This is a genomic window from Mesorhizobium neociceri (assembly GCF_013520985.1).
In the GTDB taxonomy this organism is placed as follows: domain Bacteria; phylum Pseudomonadota; class Alphaproteobacteria; order Rhizobiales; family Rhizobiaceae; genus Mesorhizobium; species Mesorhizobium neociceri.
In genome coordinates this window covers 82,145-104,369 of record NZ_JACDTY010000005.1, presented here as the reverse complement: position 1 = coordinate 104,369, position 22,225 = coordinate 82,145, and the positions used below count along the sequence as shown (strand labels likewise).

The window sequence follows — 22,225 nt, the reverse complement described above, 5'->3', positions numbered from 1 at the left end:
TTCGCTGTGCCTCAATGTTCGTAATTTGATTGTTAGTACCGGAAGCTGCTTCTGCGCTTCCGGCCCAAAGCTGACACTTGTCTTCCACTGCATCGGGTCTCCACCGGCCTAATTCGGTCACCACCTAAGCCCCCATCGTCGGCTCGGTATTCACCTCCAGCGCCTCTTCCGCCTCATCCTCCTCGCCGAGCACCTCGCCATGGCCCCCGAGCGGGCGGCCGATCCAGATCGGGTCGACCAGATGGTCGCGCTTGGGGTCGGTGGGGTGGATGAGGATGCTCAGGCAGCCATGGTTCAACATCAGCCATAGTACCAGCCATGTGAAAATCTCGGTGGCGAAGGAGATCTGGTACATGGCCTGCTCGTGCGGGCCGACCTGTTTGTCGTGCCAATTGCCCAGGCGTACGCAGAAGCGTTCGCCGATGCGAAGCCGCAGCGATTTCGGAATGCTGCCGCCCGGAAGTTGACGGTCTGTTTTTGGTACAGGCTCGTCAGAGAGCCGCCATCCTGTCGTTCGGGCGCATCCGCTTTCACATCGCTGCGACAACGGACAAACCTCTTGAAGGGGGCGAGGCTCAGACTTCCCTGGTCTCGAAGAGCAAAAGCTCCACGCCGCCGTCTGCGAAATTGCCAAGATCGGCCGCAGTGGCCTGCACCTCGGGAGAGGCAAACGCGGCTTGAATGTCCGCAACGGAACCGAAGTGGAGGATAGCCACCAGATGATAGTCTGAAGGCCCCTCCGGGGAATGGACCCCGCCATCGCTGATCTCGTATTTCGTCAAGCCGGGAATCGTTTTGGCCAGCGGAATGTGAGTCGAAAAATAGTATCGGTCGAATGCGGCCAGGTCTTTCGGCGTCTTGTAGAGTGCGACAAGTCTGGCCATGCGTCCCCCTTTTTGAACCGACACCCTATTTGCGCAAAAGTGTACCCCTCAGCGAAGACGCGGGCAAATGGTGGCGACCCTCTTCCGTCGACAGCCACCGCATGCAACCTCTGCCGGGCCTGGCACCGGCGGAAAAGGAAACAATCCCCGGCTCTTAAGTCACCACCGCAAGGCTCGCCGGCTGCGACACGCCGGGGAACGGCCCGATCCTGGCCGGGCGATGCCCGGACTGGAAGAGGTTGCTGTGGAGGTTGGCGACCCACTGCTTGCCTTCGGTCGTCAGCTCCAGATAGCGGATCGCGTCGCCGATATAGGGCTCGACCTTCAGCGTGAAGAAATCGGTGAAGATGGCGCCGAGATCGGCGGCGGTCTTGCAGCCGAGCTTTTCCACCATCCCGGTCTCGGTGAACTCGGCAAACAGCGCCGGCAGCTTGCGGTGGTAGAAGGGATCGGCAAGCTGGCCGATCAGATCCGCGGCCCTGACCAGCGCCGGCTCGGTGTTGGTGGCCTGGTAGGCCGGATCGTCCGGTACGGGGAAGCGCGTCATCTCGATGGCCTCGATAATGCGCTTGTCGTTGATGATCTTCGAGGAGGCAAACCGTTGGCGCGCATAGATCTTGGCGCGCTCGATATGATAGGGCGCAAGCACAGCGTCGGAGGCGCCGCGCGGTGGCGTATGGCGGTCACCGGCCTCGTTGATGACGAAGCTGTCGTCGGTGTCGCCCGGGCATATGCCGTGCACCATGCCAATGTCGTGGACAAGCAGCGCGCAGGTATAATGCAGCCAGTCATCAGGGGTCAGGGATTCCGAAAGCAGCCGGCCGCGGATGATCTGCTGGCCACAGAGCGTAACCATCAGCGTGTGCTCGATGTTGTGATAAAGCGCGTTCGAATTGCCGATGCGCTCCAGGACAAGGCGGGCCGCCCCGCCTATGTAGCTCGCATACTCCGGATTGCGATGCGAGAAATACTGGAGATAGAGTTCCGACAGATGGTCGCCGAGCCGGTCGGCCATGATGGAAATCGGATTGAGCATGACAATCGTTCCTGGCCTGTTTTAAGCACGACAAGTCGCGTGCGGCGGCCATCCTAGCACGGTTCCGGCGCGGATTTTATCTTGGGACCGAAATCAGGGAGTTGGCCAAGTCGGTATATCCCGCCGAAAGCAGGACGGCTTTGTGTGGATCGGGCTCAAGTTAAGCGACGCTCGTCGGAAGCTGACTTTCGCGGAACTTCTTGCAATTGCACATCGCGGCGACAGTAAGCACCTTTACGCCTGCCTCGCAGGCATCCTAGTTTGGAGGATAGTAGCCGCACGTGGGCATAAAATGTCGGTACTGCCTTTCCTGAGAATTTACGCGCCGCTCAACGCGGTGCTGGCTGCGCCTGGGCTTCTGGCGGTGGCCGCGCTCACGACACCAGGCATGTCCGGACGAAGCAGACTGGCACTGACTGCCGTGCTCGCGGTCATTTGGGGCGCCTATCTTCTGCAGATGGCCGAGACGCTGCTCAAACACTGGGCGGGAGACCTTCGGGACAGGACGCCGGCAATCGCAATCGATGTGCTCGCGGTTTTCGTTCCACTCGCCGCATTTCTGCTCGCCGGCACGCCCGACTGGAGCCTCTACTGTGCTGTCTGGCTGCTGAAACCGCTGCGCGACTCGACCTTCTTCCCGGTGCTGGGCCGGGTGCTGGCCAACGAAGCGCGCAACCTGATCGGCGTCACCACGCTCTTCGGCGTCGTTCTGTTCGGTGTCGCCCTCGTGGCCTATGTCATAGAGCGCGACATCCAACCGGAAAAGTTCGGCAGCATCCCCCAGGCAATGTGGTGGGCGGTGGTCACGCTGTCCACCACCGGCTATGGCGACGCCATTCCGCAAAGCTTCGCCGGCCGCGTCCTCGCCGGGGCGGTCATGATGTGCGGCATCGGCGTCTTCGCGCTCTGGGCCGGCATTCTTGCCTCCGGCTTCTATCAAGAAATCCGTCGCGAGGATTTCGTCCGCAATTGGCAATTGGTCGCCGGCGTGCCGTTGTTTCAGAAGCTCGGCCCGGCCGCGCTGGTCGAGATCGTGCGCGCGTTGAGACCTCGCACCTTGCCGGCGGGCGCCGTGATCTGCCGCAGTGGCGAGACCGGGGATCGGATGTTCTTCGTCGTGGAAGGGCAGGTCAGCGTCGCGACGCCGAACCCGGTGGAGCTTGGCCCTGGCGCCTTCTTCGGCGAGATGGCGCTGATCAGCGGCGCACCGCGTATGGCGACCGTCAGCGCCACAACGGCGGTCTCCCTCCTGTCGCTGCACGTGGTGGATTTCCAGATGCTGTGCAGCAGCAGCCCGGAGATCGCGGAAATCATCCGCAAGACCGCGCTCGAACGGCGCGGCGCGGCGCCGATGGCTTGACCGTACTGCAGCCCCGGAGAACCGAGCGCCGCCAACAAGGGTACGGCGTGAGTGACAGCCAGCATCTAACGTCTGAATGTCGGCTACCCACCAGTTGCTCACAGAAGCAGCCATCCGCCTTCGGCTCATACCTTAAGCCCTCAGCGTCGGCTCCGTATTCACCTCCAGCGCCTCTTCCGCCTCATGTTCCTCGCCGAGCACTTCGCCGTGCACCCCCAGCGGGCGGCCGATCCAGATCGGGTCGACGAGATGGTCGCGCTTGGGATTGGTGGTGTTTGGGTGGATGAGGATGCTCAGGCCGCCATGGTTCAGCATCAGCCATGGAACGAGCGACGCGAAAATCTCGGTGGCGAAGGAGACCTGATACATGGCCTGCTCATGCGGGCCAACCGGCTCGTCGCGCCAATTGCCCAGCCGCACCCGGAACCGTTCGCCGATGCGCTGGCGCAGCCATTCGGCGTGCTGACGCTCGGCCTGCCCGTCATAGTAGATGTGGGCGTGATAGCTGGCGATCTCGGCGAGGGGTCTTGGTGCGCTTGGGCTGGCGGTGTCTGTATTCACCTCGATAGTCCCCCTCGATGATTGTCGTGCTGGCAGCGTATACGCAAGGCAGGTGCCCGTCATCTACGCGCCATTGCAGGGCAATCGCATATTGCAGCGTCGGCCCCAGCTCCGACCGCTACACGTGATCAAATCCTGCCCATCAGCACCAAGATCAGCAGCACCACCAGGACGACGCCAGCGATGCCCGAGGGGCCGTAGCCCCACGAGCGCGAATGCGGCCAGGTCGGCACGGCGCCGATCAGGATCAGGATCAAAATAATGATAAGGATGGTGCTGACGGTCATTAAGAATCCCTCGCCTTGCTATTCGGATACGAGGGGACAATGCAAAAGGCCGCCCGGTTGTTCCGGACGGCCTTTCTGTCTGACTGGTCGAATGCAGCTATTCGGCGGCTTTCGGGAAGGCGATTGCGGGTTCGTCGAGCGGGCCTGGCTTCGGCCCTGTGGGCCCATCGGGCTTCTTGTCGCGGCCGGATATCCTGCGGAAGAACGTATAGAAACGGCTGTTCTTGCTGCGCGTGAAGATCATCAACATCGACGGCGTCACCACCAGCGTCAGCAGAGTGGCGAAGGACAGGCCGAAGACGATCGCCGAGGACAGCGAAATCCACCATTGCGTCGACGGCGCATTGATCGTCGTCTCGTGATGGAAGATTTCCAACCCCAGGCCGAAAGCGATCGGCAGCACGCCGAGGATGGCCGACACCGCCGTCAGCACGACCGGGCGGGCGCGCTCGCGGCAGGTCTGCAGCACCGCCTCCATCTTGTCCCAGCCTTCTTCGCGCAGCCGGTCGTAAGTGTCGATCAAAACGATGTTGTTGTTCACCACCACGCCGGCCAGCGCGATGACGCCGATGCCCGACATGACGATCCCGAACGCCTCGCCTGTTAACAGCAATCCGAGAAGCACGCCTATCGTCGCCATGACGACGCAGGACAGCACCAAGAGCACGCTGGTGAACTTGTTGAACTGCATCAGCAGCACCAGGAAGATCAGGAAGATCGCCGCCCCGAATGCCTTCATGAGGAATGACCCGGCTTCCGCGCTGTCCTCATTGGAGCCCGCTAGCTTCCAGCGTATGCCGTTGTCGAGCTTCATGTCGGTGACCGCCTTGGTGACCTCCGCCTGCACCGCCGCGACCTGGGCGCCGGCGCTGACATTGGCCTGGACGACCACCGTTCGCGCACCATCGATGCGGTTGAGGATGCCGACCGTCGGCTCCGGCTTGCGCACGACGAAGTTCGAGATCGGCACTGAGCCTTGCGGCGTCTGCACCCTGAGCTCGTCGAGCGTCGACAGCGTGCGCCGGTCCTCGGGCAGGCGCAGCCGGATGTCGACGGCATCGTCGGCGCCGGCGGGCCGGTATTCCGACAGCTTCAACCCGTTCGTCACCAGCTGCACCACGGTGCCAACCGCGGTCGGGCTGATGCCGTATTGCGCCGCCTTGGCGCGGTCGACCTCGATCGCCCAGTCGACGCCGGGCGGTGGCAGGCCGTCGGAAATATCGATGACGCCCGGCACCTTGGCGATGCGCGCCGCAACCGCGCGGGCCTGGTCGTCGAGCCCCTTGGGATCGACCGCCGAAAGCCGGATCTGGATCGGCTTGCCGGTGGGCGGGCCGGCCTCCGGGACGCGCACCTCGACATCGACGCCGGGAATGCCGGCCATGACGGTGCGCAACTGATCCAGGATCTGGTTCGCCGATTTGCGCTCGCGCCAGTCGATGAATTCATACTGGATGACGCCGACAACGTCTTCCGGCACATCCTGGCCGCCGCCTTGCGTCTTGCCGACGCGGGTGTAGACCGATTTGACGCCGGGCCAGCCGAGCAGCCGGTTTTCAGCGATCTTGGTCGCCGTATCCATTTCGTCCAGCGAAAGATTGCCGCGGGCGTGCACATAGAGCAGGCCGTAATCCGGTTCGACGCTCGGGAAGAACTCGACGCCTGCGCCGTATTTCACATAGCCAACGAAGACGCCGGCCAGCAGGACGACGGTGAGCACCAGCACGGTGATGGGGAAACGCACCGCCTGCTTGACCAAGGCCATGTACCAGCCGTCGCGATTGTCGCCCTCGTGATGTTCCGGCGCCTTGGCGAAGATCGCACCCAGCGTTGGTGCGAACACCAGCGCATAGAGCATCGAGGCCGACAGGGTGACGATCAGCGTGATCGGCATGTATTTCATGAAGTCGCCGATGATGCCGGGCCAGAACAGCAGCGGCGAGAAGGCGGCGATGCGCGTCATCGTCGCGGCGATGACCGGACCGGCCATGCGCTTGGCGGCGAGCGTGAAGGCTTCGGCCTTCGGCATGCCTTCACCCATGCGCCGTTCGGCGAACTCAGTGACGATGATGGCGTCGTCGACCAGCATGCCGACCGCCAGGATAAGGCTGAACAGCACGATCATGTTGATCGTGTAGCCCATCATCGCCAGCAACAGGATGCCGATCAGGAAGGATGACGGAATGGCAAGCCCGATCAGCAGCGAGGCGCGGCCGGACAGTGCATAGAGGATGACGATGAACACCAGGATGACGGCGATCATCACGTGGTTCTGCAGGTCGCCCAGCAACTGATTGACGAAGACCGACTTGTCCTGCGTGTAGGTGATGTTCATGCCTTCCGGCATCGTCTTGACGAAGGTGTCGGACACCTCCCGCACCTTGGCCAGCGTGTCGATCAGATTGGCGCCGATGCGCTTCTTGACTTCGATGGCGATGGCCGGCTTGCCGTTGAGGCGGGTGATCGTTTCGGCATCGGCGAAGGTCGAGCGGATCGTCGCGATGTCCTTGGCCTGCACCACGGCATTGGGTCCCGCGACAACCGGAAGCGAAGCCACATCCTCGGGTGTCTCGATCAGCGACGGCACCTTGACCGCGTATTTGCCTTCCGAGCCCTCAATGTTGCCGGCGGCGACCAGGCTGTTGGAGGCGCCGACGGCGCCGATCAGCTGATCGAGCTGCAAGCCATAGGACGACAATTTCATCGGATCGATGACGACTTCGACGAGGTCGTCGCGCGAGCCCTGCAGCGAGCCTTCGAGAACGCCGGGCACTTCCTCGATACGGTCGCGCAATTCGCGCGCGGCGGCCGTCAGCACGCGCTCGGGCAATTCGCCCGACAGCGTCACCACCAGCACCGGAAACTCGGAAATGTTGACCTCGGTGACGACAGGCTCTTCGGCCGCCTGCGGCAAATCTGCCTTGCCGTCCTGCACCTTGGAGCGCGTGTCCTGCAGCGCGGTGGCCAGATTGGTCTGCGGCTGGAACTCGACCAGCACATAGCCGCCGCCCTGGAAGGCGGCCGAGCGCATTTCCTTGAGACCCTTCAGGCTTTTCAGCTTGCTTTCCATCGGCCGCAGCAAAAGGCGTTCCGAATCCTCAGGCGAGATGCCCTGATAGATCAGGCTGACATACATCATCGGAATCGGAACGTCGGGTTCCGCTTCCTTCGGCGTCGACACATAGGCGACCCAGCCCGCAGCCAAGAGGAAAACCAGCACCGCGATGGTCAGGCGGGCATTGTTGATCGCGAGTTTGACGATATCCATGGCTAACGCCTGTTCTCAGATTTCAGGAGCCGCATTGCAGCCGGCTGTCCCCGCCCGGGGCCGTCCCGGCGCTACTGCGTTGTCGCTTCGCCCAACAGTTTCTGGATGGTCGCCTGGTCGGCCTCGACCGGTTTGACGACGTCGCCTTCCTTGACCAGTTCCTGGCCGGCGACGATGACGCGGGCATCGGCGGGAATGCCGCCAAGCACGAGGCCTTTCGGCGAGTCGTCGACCAGGTCGATCGGGAAGAACACCACCTTGTTGTCCTTGTCGACGGCGCGGATGCCGAGGTCGCCCTTGTCGCCCAACGTCACCACCGAGCGCGGCAACATGACGGCGTCGGTCGGCTGCGCGCTGAGCGCAATCTCGGCCGTCATGCCGGCCGGCACCGAGCCGTCGCCATTGGGGATGGCGATCTCGACGCGGAAGGTGCGGGTTGCCGACGATGCGTCGCGGCTGATGTAGCGCACGGTGCCTTCGACGGTCTGGCCGCTGACCAGCCGGACAGTGGCCTTGTCGCCGAGCTTGAGATAGCCAAGGTCGCGTTCGCTGACTTCACCGCGCGCAATCACCGGATCGAGCTTGAGGATCGTCGCCACCTCGCCGCCCTGCATGACGGAGCTGCCGAGTTCCACCGGCACCCGGTCGATGACGCCATCGAACGGCGCCTTGACCAGATTGCGGTCGAGTTCAGCCTGGGCCGTTTCCAGCTGCGACTGCGCCGCGGTCAGGTTCGAGCGCGCGGTGTCGAGCTGCAGCGTGGGCAGATTGCCTGACTTCATCAGCCGCAGCGACGCCTCGAGTTCAGCCTGGCGCTGCACCACAAGCTGCTTGGCGTTGTCGACCATCGAGATTTTTTCTTCCGCGGCCAGCATCAGCACCAGGTCGCCGGTCTTCACGTGGTCGCCCTGCTTGACCGGCAGCTTTTCGATGACGCCGGCGACGCGCGTCGCCAGCACCGCGCGCTTGTCGGCCTCGGTCAGCCCGGAAATGCGGATGGCGCGGGCATAGGTCTTGCGCGGCGGCGTGATCACCGCAACGGTGCGCAGCGGCGCCTTCGGCTCTGCCTCGGCGGCCTTCGGCTTGGCTGCATCCGGCGCCTTGGCCTGATCGTCTGGCTTAGCCTGGCTGGTCTTGGCCGCGCCTTCGACAGCGGCGCTGCCGACCGACGAAAACGCGCCCGTTCCCATCCAGGCGGCGAAGCCGATGAGCACGACTATAGCGGCAAGCTTGTGAAACCTGATTTTCGGCATCATTGTTTTTCCACTGCGGGGTTCGGCCAGACCGTTTTCTAACAAGGCCCGTCTTTTGAGGGCTACCGTGTCTTCCAACTCGGGCGCGTCGCCGATATGGGTGCGCGCTAGGCCGTGTTCAATTTGCCGTGAACGGCGAAGCGTGGTTCTACATCAAAGTTGCAGCGCAAAATAGCCACAAAAGTTGCGCGATCATTGCGTCACGGGACAAGGTGCGCCTGCCGCCATCCAGTTCTCGATTGCTTGATAGGTCGCTTCGGCCGAGCCGGGCGCCGGCTCACGATCGGCACCCGGGGCCCAGCCCCAGGCGACCAGTTTGTCGTCGCGCACATGCAGCGCGACATCCTCCAGGCTGCGGTCGCCATTGCGGCTGCGATCCTTGATCTGGGCACAGATTTCCGCCGAGGATTTGCCAAACCAGACCATCTCGGCCGGCGCCAGATGCCAGTTATCGGCCCCGGGTGGTCCGTGCAATGCACTGGAATTGCTCGCGAAATGACACGTCGTGCAGCGCAGGCCCGGATTGCCGAGACCGGAGCCGTCGGCGCCGCGCTGGACGTTGAAGGCATGGACGCGCGTCCCGCCATAGTGAGCGCCGGACCAGCGCGGCCGGTCGTCGGCAACATGACAGTCGGCGCAGCGCGGGTGCGAGAACACGGCGTAGATTTTGTCCCATTCGGGCAGGCCGCTTGCGGCGTCGACTGCCACCGGCACCGGTGCCTGCCCTTCTTGTGCGGTTGCGAAGGGCGCCGCCGAAAACATGATGGCAAGAGACGTCAGCATGATGAGGAACTTTGTCATGCGAAGGCCACCGCCTTCGACAGCGGCAGCGTCCGGATACGCTTGCCGGTGAGTGCGAAGATGGCATTGGCAAGTGCGGGAGCGGCCGGCGGCGTGCCGATCTCGCCGACGCCGCCCATCTTGTGGAAATTCTCCAATATCGCGACTTCGAAGGCTGGGCACTGAAAGATGCGCATGGCATCGAAGTCGTGAAAATTCGACTGTTCAACCATGCCATCGGCGAAGGTGATTTCCTGACCCATCGCCGCCGACAGGCCATAAATGGCCGCGGAGATCAGCTGCGCCTCGATGATGCCTGGGTCGAGCGCGGTGCCGACATCGGCGGCGATCCAAACCTTCTCGATGCGGATGCCGGCCGGCGTGTCCGCAACCTGAACGATCTCGCCGACCCAGCTGCCGAACGACAACGAAAACGCCATGCCTTTGGCCTTGCCGGCCGGCAGCGCCTCACTCCACTTCGCCATCGCGGCGACCTTTTCCACCACCGCAACCGCCGCCGGATAGGCGGCCATCAGTGTCTTGCGCAACTCGACCGGGTCGGTCTTTCCGGCCACCGCGATTTCGTCCAGAAATCCTTCGTGGAAGAAGCCGTTGATCGAACTGCCAACCGAGCGCCATGAGCCGACCGGGATGGTGACTGGGGCGGCAATGGCGCTCACCCGGTAATTCGGGATGGTGTAGGGCTGGTCGTAGGCGCCGTCGACGATGGTCTTGTCAGGCCCGAGCGGCGATATCGAGGGAAACAGCCGGCGCAAGGTGCCGGCAATCACCGATGGCGAGGCGATCGTCATGTCGACGGCGACCGGCAGGCCGTCGTCGCCGAGCCGCGCCCGGAATTTGCCGACAGCCGCCGGCCGATAGGCGTCGTGACGCATGTCCTCTTCGCGCGTCCACGTCACCTTGACCGGCCGTCCCTCGGCCGCTTTCGCCATCAGCGCCGCGCACAGCGCATAGTCCATCTCGACACGGCGGCCGAAGCCGCCGCCCATGAAGGTGGTGTGAACCGTTACTCTGTCCTGTTCCATGCCGAGGACGTTGGCGCAGAGCTGGCGCACCAAAGTCGGCGCCTGGTTGCCGCACCAGATGTCGAGCACGCCGTCCTTCAGCCGCGCCGTTGCATTCATCGGCTCCATCGTCGCATGCGCCAGATAGGGCACGGCATAGTCGGCTTCGATGATTTTTTCACGCGGCGCGTCGGCAAAGGCCTTGGCGACATCACCATTGTCGCGCATCGCCGACCCCTCGGCGCCAAGCGCCTGCTTCAGCACTCCGGCAATCGCTGCGCTGTCCGGCGGATATTCCGGCTCGGCCCATTGGGTCTCGATCGCTTCCGCCGCCTTGAACGCCGCCCAGGTGTTTTCGGCGATGATGCCGAAGCCGTGGCCATAGTTCGTTTCGAGCGGCACGATCTTGATCACGCCGGGCATCTTTTCCGCCTTGGCAAGGTCAGCGCCGACCGGCCTGGACCAGAATCTTGGGCTCATCTTCACCGTGCCGTAGAGCATGTCCGGCAACCTGACGTCGATGCCGAAGATCGGCGCGCCGGTGACCTTGGCAAGCATGTCGATCCGCTTTTGCGGCTTGCCCAGCAGTTTCCAATCGGCTTTGTCCTTGAGCCGGACTTCCGCCGGCGGAGGCATCGCGGCAGCGTTTGCCGCCACTTCGCCATAGGTCAGCGACTTGCCTGAGGCCTTGTGCAGGATCGAACCGTTGGCGGTTTCAAGATCGGCAGCGTCTATGCCAAGCTTCTGCGCCGCCGCCGCAATCAGCATCTGCCGCGCGGCAGCGCCAGCCTGCCGCATCTTGTTGAAACCGTCCCGCGTCGAAGCCGAGCCGCCGGTGCCTTGCAAAGCGAGGAACTTGCCGACCACGCCCAGGCCGGCGCGCACGGCCTCAGCGGTCCTGCTTTCATCGAAGAAGGCGAAGGGACCGCCTTCCTCCAGAATCGCCGCATTGTAATAGGCATAGGACGCTGGACCGTGCTCGACCTTGACCTGGTCGAGGCCGACATCGAGTTCTTCGGCAACCATGACGGCGAGCGTCGTCGAGATGCCTTGCCCCATCTCGGCCCGCGGCGCGACGATGGTGATGGTGTTGTCGGCGCCGATTTTCACATAGGGGTTGAAGGTCGCTTCGCCGGCGGCGAGATCGCCTTCCAGCGGATTCGCGAAAGGCTTGCGGTAGTAATAATAACCGACGGCGACGCCGCCGGCGATAGCGGCCGCGCCGATGAGAAACGTGCGGCGGGCGATCTTTCCGACACTGGCCATGTTCAGAGCCCCGCCGTCTTGAGTGCCGCAGCTTTTTTGATAGCCGCGCGGATCTTCGGATAAGTGCCGCAACGGCAGAGATTGCCGCCCATGGCGTTGTCGATGTCGGCATCCGTCGGATCCGCGACCTCGTCGAGCAACGCCACCGCGCTCATGATCTGGCCGGCCTGGCAGTAGCCGCATTGCGCGACCTGCTCTTCCAGCCAGGCCTGCTGCACCGGATGCAGTTTGCCGGGCGCACCGATGCCTTCGATCGTGGTGATGGCGCCCGTGGCCTGGCCGACCGGCAACGAGCAGGAGCGGACCGGCTGGCCATCGACATGCACCGTGCAGGCGCCGCAGGCGGCGATGCCGCAGCCGAACTTCGGCCCGGTCTTGCCGATGAGATCGCGCAGCGCCCATAGCAGCGGCATTTCGGGATCGGCATCGATGTCGAACGACTGACCGTCGACGGTGAGGCGCATGGGGATACCCCTTCGTTGTCATCCATAGCCTGAAGCGAAATGGTACGCCATCGCGCTTTATACAAGTTGACAAATTTCGTAATTTTGTCAATAGAGGTTCCGCAGATAGTGTCGCAGCCGTGAATCAGATCGAAGACATCACCACCACAGACCCGAGGCGCATCCGCATTCTGGACGGCGCGATGAAGGTGTTTCTGGCCTATGGTTTTTCGCGCACCACGATGGACGATATTGCGCGCGCCGCCGACATGTCGCGGCCGGCGCTCTATCTGCTGTTCAAGAACAAGAACGACATTTTCCGTGCCATAGCCATGATGCTTCTGTCGCGCTCGGTCGAGGCGGCAAAGGTGGCGCTGGCCGGCGATGGCGCCTTCATGGAGCGCATGACGCGGGCCATCGACGAGGCGCTGATCTCGATGATGCGAGGCGTCGTTTCATCGCCGCACGGCGCCGAACTGCTCGACATGAAGTCGAGCCTTGCTGATCTCGTCGTCTGCTGGCGCGACGGCCTTGGCGGACATATCGCTGCGGCGATCGAGAAAGAGGCCAGGCGCAACGGCGCCGACCTGGCGGCCAAGGGCCTGTCGGCGCGCCTGCTCGCCGACATGCTGCTCGACGGGCTGGAAGGCATGAAGGCGCGCATCAGCGATGCGGATGACCAGCGCAAGGCCGCGGCCGCGCTGGTCAAGGTGATCGACCTCGCCCTTCAGGCGTGACGCCGCTCCGCCTCCGGCTTCTTGCGCGCCGCGAGGAATTCCTTGACCCGTCGTCCCGGTGCCGGACCGCGCACCGGTTTGAAACCGTCGTCGAGCTCACCGGAGAGATCGAGCGTCGGGCGCTTGCCGACGGCATCGTAATTCTCCTCCAGCCAGTCGCTGGCCGCCGTACGGCCGAGGTCGCGCAGATAGGTCAGGAAGGCCCATTCGGCATTGACCTTGGACGACGCCGACAGATCCTTGAACGCCTCGTCGGCGTCGATGCGGTGCATGCGGATGTCGCGGTACTCGCCACGCGGCAGCCGGCCGGCGGCGATCAGCTCCTTGACGAAGGCGATCGAGCGGAATTCGTTCAGCAGCCCGGCATTGAAGGTAATCTCGTCGATGCGGTTCTGGATTTCGTTGGCGCTTTTCGGTGTGCCTTCGCGCACCACCGGATTGATCTGCACCAGAAGCACGTCCTCGGTCGCCGCCGTCTTGAAGAACGGGAATAGCGCCGGATTGCCGCCATACCCGCCATCCCAATAGGGCACGCCCTTGATCTCGACGGCGCGGAACAGTTGCGGCAGGCAGGCCGAGGCCATCACCGTGTCGAGGTCGATCTCGCCGTCGGAAAACACGCGCAATTGTCCGGTTTCGACATTGGTCGCCGAGATAAACAGCTCCATCGACTTGCAGGCACGCACATTGGCGAAATCGATCTCTTGCTCGACGACGTCGCGCAGCGGGTTGAGCCCAAGCGGATTGGCGACATAGGGCGAAAACACCCGCGACATGGTGTCGAAGAAGAAATAGCCGGGTGTATTCTCGATCGACCAATTGCCCCAGGCGACGTCCCACGGCATGCGCTGCACCGGGCTGAAGCGGCCCTTCGCCGCCACCGCGCGCCAGAAATCGTCGAGCTTCTTGCGTGCGCCTTCAACGCCGCCGCGCACAAAACCGTCGGCCAGCGCCACCGCGTTCATGGCGCCGGCGCTGGTGCCGGACACCGCCGCGATCTCCAGCCTGCCATCCTCCAGCAGCCGGTCGAGCACGCCCCAGGAGAAAGCTCCGTGCGAGCCTCCGCCCTGCAGCGCAATGTTGATCTTTTTCGTTTCCTCCGCCTTGCCGTTTTTCGTCATGGCGTTCCTGTATCGGTTTGGTCGCTGCTGCCTTATCCCGCCCGGGAATCGGTCGGGTTCAACCGCAGCGGACTTATGTTGCAGTGCAGCATATAAGTGATGACCGAGGCAAGAACACGAACACGGTCGCGTGATCACATGAAATTTTGGTCATGAAGAAAAAGCCCCTCCGCCGTGAGGTGGAGAGGCCATGTTTCTTCCGAAACAGGCTTGAAGCCTCAGGCAACAAGCTTCGGCACAGGCCCGACGTAGCGCGACTGCGGCCTGATCAGCCGGCCCGTGGTCTGCTGTTCGCGCGCATGAGCGATCCAGCCGGCGACGCGGCCGGCGGCAAAGACGTTGCTGAACGCCTGTGGCGGAAAACCCGCCGCTTCCAGCACCAGCGCGGTGTAGAACTCGACATTGGTCTGCAGCGAGCGCTGCGGCTTGGCGATGCGAAGCACCTCGAGCGCCGTCTGCTCGACCTTTTCGGCGAAGGCCAGCCGGCGGCCGGTCTCGCCGTCGCCGCCGAGCTGCCGCACCACCGCCTTCAGCACATCGGCGCGCGGGTCGCGCACGCGATAGATGCGATGGCCGAAGCCCATGATGCGCTCGCCATGCGCCACCTCGTCGCGCAGCCAGCCGGCGGCATCGCCATGCGCCTCGATAGCATCCAGCATCTCGATCACCGGGCCGGGCGCGCCGCCATGCAGCGGCCCTTTGAGCGCGCCGAGCCCGGCCAGTGCGGACGACGTCAGCCCGGCCTGCGTCGAGGCGACGACGCGTGTGGCGAAGGTCGAGGCGTTGAGGCCATGGTCGCAGACCGTCACCAGATAGGTGTCGAGTGCCTTGGCCAATGCCGGCGACGGGACCGACCCCTTGAGCATCCGCAACATGTCGGCGGCATGATCGGCGTCGGCGTCGGGCGTGATTGGCTGCTCGCCGCGCTTGAGGCGCAGCAGGGCCGGCGTCAGCATCGCCGGCGCCGCGATCAGCCGCAAGGCGTCTGCCAAGGTCTCGCCGTCCGGCAGCAGCGCCATACCGACGCGCATGGCGCTGTAGACATCAAGCGGCGCCAGCAGCGGCAACGAAGGCGCAAGCCGCTCGAACACCTCGACGCGGGCCTTGCCCAGTCGCGCTGCGAGTTCGACATCGTCGGGAAGGTCGTCGAAGAAACCGTCCAGCAGCAGGCGAACCACTTGCGGGAAACTCCATCGGCCTGCCAGTTCCGGCAACGAATGGCCCCGGATCGTCAGCCGACCGCCAAGGCCATCGACATCGGAGAGCACCGTCTCAGCCGCCACCACATCATCGAGCCCATTTGCCATGTCTCATCTCCTTGCAGCTTTCCTGCACAAAATATAAAGATTGGCCACACGCATCAATCTTGATCAATACAATCAATATCAGAGCTCGAAATGTCCGAATGGCTGTCACGGGAAGAGGCGCTGGAAAGGCTGAAAGTCCGGCCCCAGACGCTCTACGCCTATGTCAGCCGCGGTCGCATCGGCATGCGGCCGGATGAGAACGACCCGCGCCGCAGCCAGTACCGCGTTGACGATATCATAGCCTTAGCCACCCGCCGGGCGCGCGGACGCAGTACGTCTGCCATTGCAGAAAGCGCGATCGCCTGGGGCGAACCATCGATCGCGACCTCGATTTCGACCGTTCTGCACGGTCGCCTCATCTATCGCGGTCAGGATGCTGTAGCGCTTTCCAGGTCGGCCACACTGGAAGAAACCGCCGCTTTGCTCTGGGCCTCGCCTGAACCGGTGACTTTCAAGGCACGTTCGCAGGATGCCTCTACTCAAGTCGGCCGAGCCTCGGCCTTTACGCAACTGGCCACGCTTGCCGGCCAGGGACGGCCTTCGCTCGGCCGCAGCGCCGCCTCGCTGTGCACTGAGGCCGCGCAAACAATCGGGGCGCTGGCGCAGGCGCTGGGTGCCGGGTCCGGCACGGCGCCTGTTCACCAACGCCTGGCGCAGGGCTGGTCGGTGGATGGTGCCGGCGCGGAAGCGATCCGCTGCGCCCTTGTCCTGCTCGCTGATCATGAACTCAACGCATCGACCTTCACTGCTCGCGTCGCGGCCTCGACCGGGGCCTCGCCCGCCGCATGCCTGCTGGCTGGCCTGGCGACACTGACCGGCCCGCGCCATGGCGGCGCCGGCGAAGCGGTGATGCAACTGGCGGAGGATGCGGCTCGGCATGGCGCCGAGGCGGCGATCCGGCGCTGGCTCGGCCACGACCGGCCCTTGCCGGCATTCGGCCATCCGCTCTATCCCGAGGGCGACCCGCGAGCCACCGCACTTCTGACGGCCATCCCCGTCGACGAGACACTTCAGGAGCTGGAAGATGCCGCCGTCGCCGCGACCGGGACACGCCCGAACATCGACTTTGCCCTGGCCGTGCTGACGCGCCGCTTTGGCCTGCCGCGCGATGCACCGTTCCAGCTGTTTGCGCTTGGACGCAGCGTCGGCTGGGCCGCGCATATGGTCGAACAGATCATGAGCGGTAGCATCATCAGGCCGCGTGGCCGCTATGTCGGATCACTGACCTGACTGCGCATTGCTTCGTGGTTTGATCTGCGTCAGGCCGACCTGGCATTGGTCCCGAACCGCGCACGGTAGGCGACTGGCGTCGTGGAAAACTGTCGACGAAAGTGGTGCCGCAGCGTGCCTGCCGCGCCGAAGCCGGCGGTCTCGGCAATCCTCTCGATCGGCATGGCGGTGTCTTCCAGCAGCGTGCGCGCCCGCGAAAGCCGTTCGGAAAGCAACCAGCGCGCCGGCGTGACGCCGGTTGCGGCGGCGAAGCGGCGCAGAAATGTCCGCTCGCTCATCCCGGCAAGTTCGGCCAGTGTGGCAACGGGATAGTCGGCCGAAATATTGGCGCGCATTCTGTCGATCAACGGTCCAAGCCGGCTGCGCTCGTGCGGCTCGGGAACGGAACTCTCGACATACTGCGCCTGACCGCCGTCGCGATGCGGCGGCACTACCAGACGACGCGCCACCATATTGGCGGCTTTGGTGCCGAAGTCGCGCCGGACCAGGTGCAGGCAAAGATCGATGCCCGCGGCACTGCCGGCCGATGTCAGGACATTTCCCTCATCAATGTACAAAACGTCAGGAACCACGGTGATGTCGGGGTACAACTCCCTGAGCTTCTCGCTGTAGCGCCAATGCGTGGTCGCCTTTTTGCCCGCAAGCAGCCCTGCGGCGGCAAGCACGAACACGCCCGAACAGATCGAAAGAATCCGGGCGCCGCGCTCGTGCGCCTTGCGAAGCGCCTCGATCAGCGACGGCGGCACCGGAGCCTGCGATCCGCGCCATCCAGGCACGATCACTGTGTCGGCCTCGCCGATCAGATCCACCCCGCCATCGGCAACGATGCGCACGCCGCCCAGCGCACGCATTTCACCGGCGTCGATACCGGCTACGGCAAAACGGTACCAATCCTTGCCCATTTCCGGCCTGGGCAGAGCGAAGATCTCGACCGCCACGCCGAACTCGAACGTGCACAGCCCGTCATACGCAATGGCAACGACGAGCGGATCGACAGCATGGGAGGATGCATTTGGCATGATCTTGACGATATATGGCAAAGCTGCCAGCTGCAATCGCTCTGCTTCCTGCTTTATCTCCAGCGCATCAGCAATGGAGAGAAGCGATGAGCTACGTGACAGACATCCCGGTGGCATCGCCGGAAATCGCCCGAGACCATTTCTCACACAAGCTTTCCGTCGAGACCGACTGTTCCGACGTCGCCACAGCACTGCGCAGCGGCGAGCCGGATTTTGTTCTTCTGCATGTGGTCGGTTCGCCGGAAGCCTATGAGCACCGCCACGTGCCGGGCGCCCTGCATCTGCCGCACCGCGAGATATCGGCCGAGCGGATGGCGCAGTGGCCGGCGCAGACGCTGTTCGTCGTCTATTGCGCGGGGCCCCATTGCAACGGCGCGGATCGGGCGGCCTTCAAGCTGGCCAGCCTCGGCCGGCCCGTGAAGATCATGATCAGCGGCATAACCGGTTGGCAGGACGAAGGCGCTCCCTTCGCGACCGGCAAGGAGCCCGGTGTCTTGCAGGCATGACCTTTGATTCAAGACCAGGCTGGCGCGGGAGCGTCCTCGCTATATGGTCAACCTTGCAGACAAGGGAAAGCAAGCAGATGGCGGCGATTAAGGTCCGTGCGTTCGAGCAGCAGGATGTTGGCGCGGTGCTCGTCCTCATGCGGGCGCTGGCCGCATTCGAGGGCTATGACGATAAGTTCCGCCTCACCGAAGCGGACCTCGTCGAACATGGGCTGGGGCCATCGCCACGGTTCGGCGTGTTCGTGGCGGAACGAGAAGACGTCATCGTCGGCATCGCCGTCCACTACCTCATCCCGTGGACCTACGATCTGAAGCCGGTTGTGTGGCTGAAGGAACTCTATGTCGCCGAGGCGGCTCGCGGTATGGCGGTTGGCCATGCGCTTGTTGAACACCTCCGCCAATACGCCGCCGGCATTGGCGCGTCGGCCATCAAATGGACGGTGCTGAAGTCCAACCTGTCGGCGAAGGCTTTCTACCACGCACTCGGCGGGCAGCCCGACGACATATGGGAACCGTGGCAGCTGAAAATTGACCCGTGACGGCAAGGCCCGACCGGTAGATCTGGTCAGGCCATGCCACGCCCGTCCTACGACATTGTGTCGAGCTTGCGCTGCATGGCGGCGATCTGTTCCTTCAACTCCTGAAGGTCGTCGCCGCTCTTTTCCGGCGCTTCCTTGCGGGCCGGCTCGGGCGCAGCCGCGGCAGCGCCGTTCGATCCGGCTGCCGGGAACGGCGTGAACAAGCGCATGGCGTTCTGGAACATTTCCATGTTGCGCCGCGTCTGCTCTTCCAGCGCCTTGATCGGCGTGGCGATCTTCATCACGTCGAGCGGCGACTTGCCGATCGCGCCCTTCATCTGCTCGCGGAACCGTTCCTGTTCCTTGGAGAAGGCGATCATCGACTGTTCAAGGAAGCTCGGCACGATCATCTGCATCTGGTCGCCATAGAAAGCGATCAGCTGGCGCAGGAACGGGATCGGCAGCATGTTCTGCCCGTCCTTGTTCTCCAGTTCGAAGATGATCTGCGTCAGCACCGGATGGGTGATGTCGTCGCCGGTCTTGGCGTCCTGGACCGTGAACTCCTCGCCCTTCTTGACCATTTCGGCCAGATCCTCGAGCGTCACATAGGTGCTGGTGCCTGTGTTGTAGAGACGGCGGTTGGCATATTTCTTGATAATGATCGGGTCGTCTTTCGCGGCCATCAGCATCCTCCCGGGGACACCGGCGCGCCTGAGTAAGCCGCCGGTAACGATTGCGCCTTTTTTGAGGATATGCGCAAAAGCTCCATAATTCCAAGCGCTTTGTGCAGTGCGGCATCATTTAATGCTGCATGGCGGGCTAAATATGCTGCGCAGCAAAGGCCGGGCGATCGCGCCGCCCGCCCATGCTCTGCTTGCGGCGCATGGCCGGCATGCCCATTTCCGGTTTGACTTGGGGTGTGGAACGGGCAAGAAAAGTCCCAACAAGCACCCAAGAACACGACACCTCGAAGTCTGGAGAGAAAAATGTCCGCTTCCAATTCAATCGTCGTCGCCAGCGCGGCGCGCACCGCTGTCGGCTCCTTCAACGGCGCCTTCGCCGCCACGCCGGCGCATGAGCTTGGCGCCGTCGTCATCAAGGAGCTTTTGTCGCGCGCCGGTGTCGAGCCGGGCGAAGTCGACGAGGTCATTCTCGGCCAGGTGCTGACCGCGGCACAGGGCCAGAACCCCGCCCGCCAGGCGTCGATCAATGCCGGCCTGCCCAAGGAGACCACCGCCTGGGGCCTCAACCAGGTTTGCGGCTCGGGCCTGCGCGCCATCGCGCTTGGCATGCAGCAGATCGCCACCGGCGACGCCAAGGTGATCATCGCCGGCGGCCAGGAATCGATGTCGCTGTCGCCGCACGCCGAGCACCTGCGCGCCGGCGTCAAGATGGGCGACTACAAGATGATCGACACCATGATCAAGGACGGCCTGTGGGACGCCTTCAACGGCTACCACATGGGCAACACCGCCGAGAACGTCGCCCGCCAGTTCCAGATCACCCGCGACGACCAGGACCAGTTCGCGCTGGCCTCGCAGAACAAGGCCGAAGCCGCGCAGAAGGCCGGTAAGTTCAAGGACGAGATCGTCGCCGTCACCATCAAGGGCAGGAAGGGCGACACCATTGTCGACCAGGACGAATACATCCGCCACGGCGCCACCATCGACGCCATGACCAAGTTGAAGCCGGCCTTCGACAAGGACGGCACGGTGACTGCCGCCAATGCGTCGGGCATCAATGACGGCGCTGCCGGCGCGCTGCTGATGACCGAGGCCGAAGCATCGCGGCGCGGCATCACCCCGCTGGTGCGCATCGCGTCCTGGGCGACCGCCGGCGTCGATCCGGCGATCATGGGCACCGGACCTATTCCCGCCTCGAAGCGGGCGCTGGAGAAGGCCGGCTGGTCGGTCAAGGACCTCGACCTCGTCGAGGCCAATGAAGCCTTCGCCGCGCAGGCCTGCGCCGTCAACAAGGGCATGGGCTGGGATACGTCGATCGTCAACGTCAATGGCGGCGCCATCGCCATCGGCCATCCGATCGGCGCTTCCGGCGCCCGCGTCTTCAACACGCTGGTTTTCGAAATGCGCCGCCGCGGCGCCAAGAAAGGCCTCGCCACGCTGTGCATCGGCGGCGGCATGGGCGTCGCTCTGTGCGTGGAAGCGCTCTGAGAAAGAAGTGAGTAGCGAATAGGGAGTAGCGAATAGGGAAGAATGGCTTCAGCGCGGCGGGACATCGTACCCTACTCGCTATTCGCTACTCCCTACTCGCTCTTCCGACCAAAGGGAGGAAGAAACTTTCATGACCAAAGTAGCGCTCGTCACCGGTGGATCGCGCGGCATCGGCGCCGCCATTTCGATCGGCCTGAAGAATGCCGGTTATACGGTTGCCGCCAACTATGCCGGCAATGACGAGGCAGCAGGGAAGTTCAGCGCCGAAACCGGCATCAAGACCTACAAATGGTCGGTCGCCGACTACGACGCCTGTGCGGCCGGGATCAAACAGGTCGAGGCTGATCTCGGTCCGGTCTCGGTGCTGGTCAACAATGCCGGCATCACCCGCGACGCCATGTTCCACAAGCTGACGCGCGAGCAGTGGAAAGAGGTCATCGACACCAACCTCTCGGGCGTCTTCAACATGACGCATCCGCTCTGGGGCGGCATGCGTGACCGCAAGTTCGGCCGCGTCATCACCATCTCGTCGATCAACGGCCAGAAGGGCCAGGCCGGCCAGGTCAACTATTCCGCCGCCAAGGCCGGCGACATCGGCTTTTCGAAGGCGCTGGCCCAGGAAGGGGCTCGCGCAGGCATCACCGTCAACGTCATCTGCCCCGGCTACATCGCCACCGAGATGGTCAAGGCGATCGACGAGAAGGTGCTCAACGAACGCATCATCCCGCAGATCCCGGTCGGCCGCCTCGGCGAACCGGAAGAGATCGCGCGCTGCGTCGTCTTCCTCGCCTCCGAGGACGCCGGCTTCATCACCGGATCGACCATCACCGCCAATGGCGGCCAGTATTTCGTCTGAGCAACGGGCCTTCGTGAGGAGACGGGCGGTTCGCGGACCGAGGTGCTGCCCCGTTCCGGCACGCAAAGATTAACGGCTTCCAGGCGCCCTGTGCAAAACCTGCTTCACAAGCTGTGGATTCTCGGTGGGCAAGCTGTGGGTAACACAACATGTTGGGGTGAACAGAACGGGAAAATCCCGCCATCGCTGATTCGTCGCCGATTCGTTCCGGCTTTGACCGAAACGTTAGTGGCGACGGCGGAAAACATCGGCCAAATGGTTAAGGCCGATTAGGAAAAGTCAACAATTTCACAATCTTGGCCAAGGCGCGTTGAGCGGCGACCATGCTTCATCGGCAAAGGTTAATGGCAAAGCTCGCCCTGCAGGAATCGGGCCAGTTCAATGGATTCAGCATGTGGTGAGACTCCCAGTCGCAAAATCCATATGTAGCCGTGAACAAAAGCTGAATCTGCCGGAGTCACTGATTCGTCGCCGTTTCGTTCCAGACTCGTTCCAACTGTTAATCGGGAGCAATCCGGACCTCGAAGGAGACCTCAGAACTGCCGGCCGGAACATTCCGCTTTCGCTTCGCGCCTGAAATCCCTATGTGTCGCCTGT

General features: G+C 63.4%; 21 protein-coding genes. 7 read left to right on the top strand and 14 right to left on the bottom strand.

Annotated features, from left to right (window positions below; translation table 11 throughout):
- Positions 1–124: 124 nt before the first annotated feature.
- The 3 genes from H0241_RS12775 to H0241_RS12765 all read right to left on the bottom strand — a co-directional run bounded on the left by H0241_RS12775 (position 125) and on the right by H0241_RS12765 (position 1,920).
- Complete coding sequence (locus H0241_RS12775) at positions 125–547, bottom strand: DOPA 4,5-dioxygenase family protein (protein ID WP_210284889.1); 423 nt, start codon at positions 545–547, stop codon at positions 125–127.
- Positions 548–575: 28 nt separating this feature from the next.
- The gene (locus H0241_RS12770; RefSeq protein WP_181057881.1) at positions 576–884 is read right to left on the bottom strand and encodes an EthD family reductase; all 309 of its coding nucleotides are present in this window, start codon (positions 882–884) and stop codon (positions 576–578) included.
- Between the two features lie 154 nt (positions 885–1,038).
- Positions 1,039–1,920, bottom strand: a complete 882-nt coding sequence (locus H0241_RS12765) for a metal-dependent phosphohydrolase (RefSeq protein ID WP_181057879.1) — start codon at positions 1,918–1,920, stop codon at positions 1,039–1,041.
- 292 nt (positions 1,921–2,212) lie between these two features.
- On the opposite strand from H0241_RS12765, the gene H0241_RS12760 reads away from it, so the two are divergent.
- Positions 2,213–3,280, top strand: coding sequence for a cyclic nucleotide-gated potassium channel (locus H0241_RS12760; RefSeq protein WP_181058227.1), 1,068 nt, complete (start codon positions 2,213–2,215; stop codon positions 3,278–3,280).
- A 132-nt stretch (positions 3,281–3,412) separates the two neighbouring features.
- On the opposite strand, the gene H0241_RS12755 is transcribed toward H0241_RS12760, so the two are convergent.
- The 7 genes from H0241_RS12755 to H0241_RS12725 form a co-directional block, all read right to left on the bottom strand.
- Positions 3,413–3,841, bottom strand: a complete 429-nt coding sequence (locus H0241_RS12755; protein WP_328824672.1) for a DOPA 4,5-dioxygenase family protein — start codon at positions 3,839–3,841, stop codon at positions 3,413–3,415.
- A 128-nt stretch (positions 3,842–3,969) separates the two neighbouring features.
- Positions 3,970–4,128, bottom strand: coding sequence for a DUF3309 family protein (locus tag H0241_RS12750; RefSeq protein WP_181057875.1), 159 nt, complete (start codon positions 4,126–4,128; stop codon positions 3,970–3,972).
- A gap of 97 nt (positions 4,129–4,225) precedes the next feature.
- On the bottom strand, positions 4,226–7,396 hold the full coding sequence (locus H0241_RS12745) for an efflux RND transporter permease subunit (RefSeq protein ID WP_181057873.1): 3,171 nt from the start codon (positions 7,394–7,396) through the stop codon (positions 4,226–4,228).
- Positions 7,397–7,467: 71 nt separating this feature from the next.
- The gene (locus tag H0241_RS12740; RefSeq protein WP_181057871.1) at positions 7,468–8,649 is read right to left on the bottom strand and encodes an efflux RND transporter periplasmic adaptor subunit; all 1,182 of its coding nucleotides are present in this window, start codon (positions 8,647–8,649) and stop codon (positions 7,468–7,470) included.
- A 192-nt stretch (positions 8,650–8,841) separates the two neighbouring features.
- The gene (locus H0241_RS12735) at positions 8,842–9,450 is read right to left on the bottom strand and encodes a hypothetical protein (RefSeq protein WP_181057869.1); all 609 of its coding nucleotides are present in this window, start codon (positions 9,448–9,450) and stop codon (positions 8,842–8,844) included.
- Entirely contained in the window at positions 9,447–11,720 is a 2,274-nt protein-coding gene (locus tag H0241_RS12730) for a xanthine dehydrogenase family protein molybdopterin-binding subunit (protein ID WP_181057867.1), read from the bottom strand. The genes H0241_RS12735 and H0241_RS12730 overlap by 4 nt, the downstream gene beginning before the upstream one ends.
- 2 nt (positions 11,721–11,722) lie before the next feature.
- Entirely contained in the window at positions 11,723–12,184 is a 462-nt protein-coding gene (locus H0241_RS12725; RefSeq protein ID WP_181057865.1) for a (2Fe-2S)-binding protein, read from the bottom strand.
- A 119-nt stretch (positions 12,185–12,303) separates the two neighbouring features.
- Between H0241_RS12725 and H0241_RS12720 the strand changes: the two genes are divergently transcribed.
- Positions 12,304–12,900, top strand: a complete 597-nt coding sequence (locus H0241_RS12720) for a TetR/AcrR family transcriptional regulator (protein WP_181057864.1) — start codon at positions 12,304–12,306, stop codon at positions 12,898–12,900.
- Here the strand turns inward: H0241_RS12720 and H0241_RS12715 are convergent.
- Both H0241_RS12715 and H0241_RS12710 read right to left on the bottom strand, forming a co-directional pair.
- Positions 12,891–14,021, bottom strand: coding sequence for a patatin-like phospholipase family protein (locus H0241_RS12715; protein ID WP_181057862.1), 1,131 nt, complete (start codon positions 14,019–14,021; stop codon positions 12,891–12,893). The genes H0241_RS12720 and H0241_RS12715 overlap by 10 nt on opposite strands.
- Before the next feature lie 218 nt (positions 14,022–14,239).
- Positions 14,240–15,328 (bottom strand): citrate synthase/methylcitrate synthase, encoded by a 1,089-nt coding sequence (locus H0241_RS12710; RefSeq protein WP_181057860.1) that lies wholly within the window; start codon positions 15,326–15,328, stop codon positions 14,240–14,242.
- Between the two features lie 90 nt (positions 15,329–15,418).
- Between H0241_RS12710 and H0241_RS12705 the strand changes: the two genes are divergently transcribed.
- Positions 15,419–16,558 (top strand): citrate synthase, encoded by a 1,140-nt coding sequence (locus H0241_RS12705; protein ID WP_181057858.1) that lies wholly within the window; start codon positions 15,419–15,421, stop codon positions 16,556–16,558.
- Positions 16,559–16,587: 29 nt separating this feature from the next.
- Here H0241_RS12705 and ftrA read toward each other — a convergent pair whose 3' ends face one another.
- Complete coding sequence (gene ftrA, locus H0241_RS12700) at positions 16,588–17,577, bottom strand: transcriptional regulator FtrA (RefSeq protein ID WP_181058226.1); 990 nt, start codon at positions 17,575–17,577, stop codon at positions 16,588–16,590.
- 86 nt (positions 17,578–17,663) lie between these two features.
- Here ftrA and H0241_RS12695 point away from each other — a divergent pair, with 86 nt between their 5' ends.
- Together H0241_RS12695 and H0241_RS12690 are read left to right on the top strand one after the other, a co-directional pair.
- Positions 17,664–18,083 (top strand): rhodanese-like domain-containing protein, encoded by a 420-nt coding sequence (locus H0241_RS12695; RefSeq protein WP_181057856.1) that lies wholly within the window; start codon positions 17,664–17,666, stop codon positions 18,081–18,083.
- Positions 18,084–18,160: 77 nt separating this feature from the next.
- Positions 18,161–18,622, top strand: a complete 462-nt coding sequence (locus tag H0241_RS12690) for a GNAT family N-acetyltransferase (RefSeq protein ID WP_181057854.1) — start codon at positions 18,161–18,163, stop codon at positions 18,620–18,622.
- Positions 18,623–18,669: 47 nt separating this feature from the next.
- Here the strand turns inward: H0241_RS12690 and phaR are convergent, their stop codons facing one another.
- A complete protein-coding gene (gene phaR, locus H0241_RS12685) occupies positions 18,670–19,284 on the bottom strand; it encodes a polyhydroxyalkanoate synthesis repressor PhaR (protein WP_181057853.1) in 615 nt (204 codons plus the stop codon).
- Between the two features lie 303 nt (positions 19,285–19,587).
- Here phaR and H0241_RS12680 point away from each other — a divergent pair, with 303 nt between their 5' ends.
- Together H0241_RS12680 and phbB are read left to right on the top strand one after the other, a co-directional pair.
- Complete coding sequence (locus H0241_RS12680) at positions 19,588–20,772, top strand: acetyl-CoA C-acetyltransferase (RefSeq protein ID WP_181057851.1); 1,185 nt, start codon at positions 19,588–19,590, stop codon at positions 20,770–20,772.
- Positions 20,773–20,902: 130 nt separating this feature from the next.
- Entirely contained in the window at positions 20,903–21,628 is a 726-nt protein-coding gene (gene phbB, locus H0241_RS12675; RefSeq protein ID WP_181057849.1) for an acetoacetyl-CoA reductase, read from the top strand.
- The last annotated feature ends 597 nt before the right edge of the window (positions 21,629–22,225 follow it).